Consider the following 2,692-nt stretch of genomic DNA (forward strand, 5'->3'; position numbering starts at 1 on the left):
CAAATAGGAGTATTTCCTTTCCGGACTACGGGTATAAAAATGACTCTCCCCTGCCCCTTTTTAAGGAGCAGGGGGATTTTCTTTCATCTTAATCAGATTAATCATAGTTCAAGACATTTCCGGAAATTCTGATTTTAGAATTTCTTGGAGGAGAAGTCTCCCCTTACGCCCAAGCCCTTCGAAGACTCAGGTCTTGGGCTATCCCTTGTGTTGACGTAGAGTAGTTCCCAACGGGCAAAATTTACAAGTTGGGTAAGACTGGCCGGCTTCTCATCCTTTACTGGTGGAAGAAGAGACGAATATTGGATACCGGAAAAAAAGAGGCGGCATTAAGACACTCCTTCCCCCCCCCGTCACGGTCCTTCCCCACAAGAAAACCCGCATCAAGGGAATCCCCCCAAACACCTTCTAAATCTTCACTGAAACCCGATTACAAGGATGAAACTCGCCATTTACACAAGAAGCTATCGGGTGACACATAATTATTATAAGATTTTGCATTGTCTTCTGCAAATGAAAAGCAGATATAATGTGTTAGCTCTATGTTAAGTGATTCCAGGAGTGTTCACAAGTATAGTGCACATCAGGAGGTGCGCGGTGGGGCGTGTTTATGCGGTGTATCGGATGTCGAGGGGGCTTTTCAAAGAAAATGGATGCCTGTTTTCACAGACATGACATCGTGGGAACATTTGCTTAAAAACCTACGGGTCTTTCATCAACGGTGGTTCCTATATAAATTCAGACCACTTTCTCCGTTCCGGTGCTATTTTTACATTATACTAATCCATTTGATACGAATGGATTCCTGCTTTCGCAGGAATGACGGATGGCAGGAAAGAAGGAATTCAGGAATGGCAGATGGTTGAGAGTGTGCTTTGAACCACCGTTTACTGTTAATCATCTCACGCAAAAAACACTATGCTCTACCTTAACTTCGCCCCCAGACCCGACCTCCTCCTTCCATCACTGATCGAGGCTGTCCGTCCGGCGTGGAATGACCCGTTCCTTCCGCCCTCTTTTGTGGTTCCAAATCCTGCGACAGGCAAATGGCTGAAACTGCGTCTGGCGGAGAAACTGGGATGCGTTCTCAATCCACAGACAACATCACTCGAAACTGTCCTGTGGGATATCCTTAATCCCGATGAGAACATGGTCTTCCTGCATAAGGAAAAACTTCAGCAGATTATCTGTGCTCTGCTTACCGATGAGCTTCTTGAAAAAGAGAATTTCGCACCGTTAAAAAAGTATCTGAAAGATGAGGGCACTATCGATCCGGTCAAGAAGGTCCAGCTCTCATCGGAAATCACCCGCCTTCTCCTGGAATACGAGTACAACCGCCCTGCTGTCTGGGATCCGGATCTGCCCCCATCGGGCGGATGGAGAGTCAAAGGGGTGGAGCAGACCTGGCTTGATGAAAACAGGCTCTACTTTTCCGAGAGGGCGGGGAAAAATGAAACCTGGATCAGAGAGAGTGAAATCTGGCAGCGTGATCTCTATGATGCTCTATTCGGGAAACAGGGACTGCTTGCTGCAGACAGGGAAAATCCAAAATCTCTACGCTATCTTACACTTCCTCAACTCTATCGCCTGAGGCATGAACCCCCTCAGTCATTTGACGGCCCCTCTGTTTTCATCTTTATGTTGAGCAAAATCAGCCACTTCCATAGAAATATGCTGCTTGAGATCTCCCGGAGCAGGGATATCTTCATCTACCTGCTTAACCCCTGTTCGGAATTCTGGGAGGATGTGGATACAACCCGCAGAAAACGGGGAAAGAGAAGCTGGAGTTTTCCCGAAAACCCGAATCCCCCGATTTCAAAGCTGGAGAGCCGGGATTACAATTCAGATCACCTCAATTACAACAGCACTACCCCCGATCATCCCCTTCTTGAACTCTGGGGCAGAAGCGGCAAGGAAAACATCACGCTCTGGTGTCAGGCTGCACAGTACAATTTCGATTTCATCATGCCCGACAATGACTTTATGCCCCCCAGCCGCCTTCATGAACTGCAGAATGCAATCCTTACCCGCAACAGCAGCTCGATGCCCGCGGCCGCACCGGATGACAAGTCGATACGGATTCTGGCTGCACCTGAGCCGGGCCGTGAAGTGGAGACGATGCGGGAGAACCTGTTGAATCTTATCAGTGCTGATGAAAGTCTGAGATTTGATGACGTGGTTGTTTACCTGCCCGATCCGGTCAAATATCTGCCCTTCATAGAAAAGGTATTCGGGGCCTGCAGACGGGATGAGCCGGGGTATATTCCTTATACTGTGCTTGGTGTGGATGCCGGGCAGAGCCGGTTCGCATCAGCGGTAAAGGATCTGATCTCCCTTTGCGGCGGAGATTTTACCCGTGCCCGGGTCTTTTCCCTTCTCCGCAATGAAACCGTGATGGAAGCCGGAAATATCTCCCGGTCCGAGCTTGAAATCTGGGAAAACTGGGCGATGAGACTTGGGACATTCCGTGCTTTCGATGCCGGTCATCGCAGGGAGATGGGTGATTATGAGACCGTTGCCTCCGACGCGCACACGTTTAAACTCAGGATGGCTCAAATGATGCTTGGTCCTTTGGCCACGATGCCTGTTCCGCTGGGGTTCAATCTGAATTCAATCGATGAGGTGGAGCCATCTCCGTTCCGCGATTTCGACACATCGGATAAGGACATGGTCGAGCACTACTGTTCGACTA

General features: G+C 49.1%; 1 pseudogene. It reads left to right on the forward strand.

Annotation, left to right across the window (positions count from 1 at the left end):
• The first annotated feature begins 918 nt into the window (after positions 1–918).
• Positions 919–2,692 (forward strand): annotated as a pseudogene (locus GX089_01945) (exodeoxyribonuclease V subunit gamma).

The sequence above is a fragment of the Fibrobacter sp. genome (genome assembly GCA_012523595.1).
In the GTDB taxonomy this organism is placed as follows: Bacteria; Fibrobacterota; Chitinivibrionia; order Chitinivibrionales; family Chitinispirillaceae; genus JAAYIG01.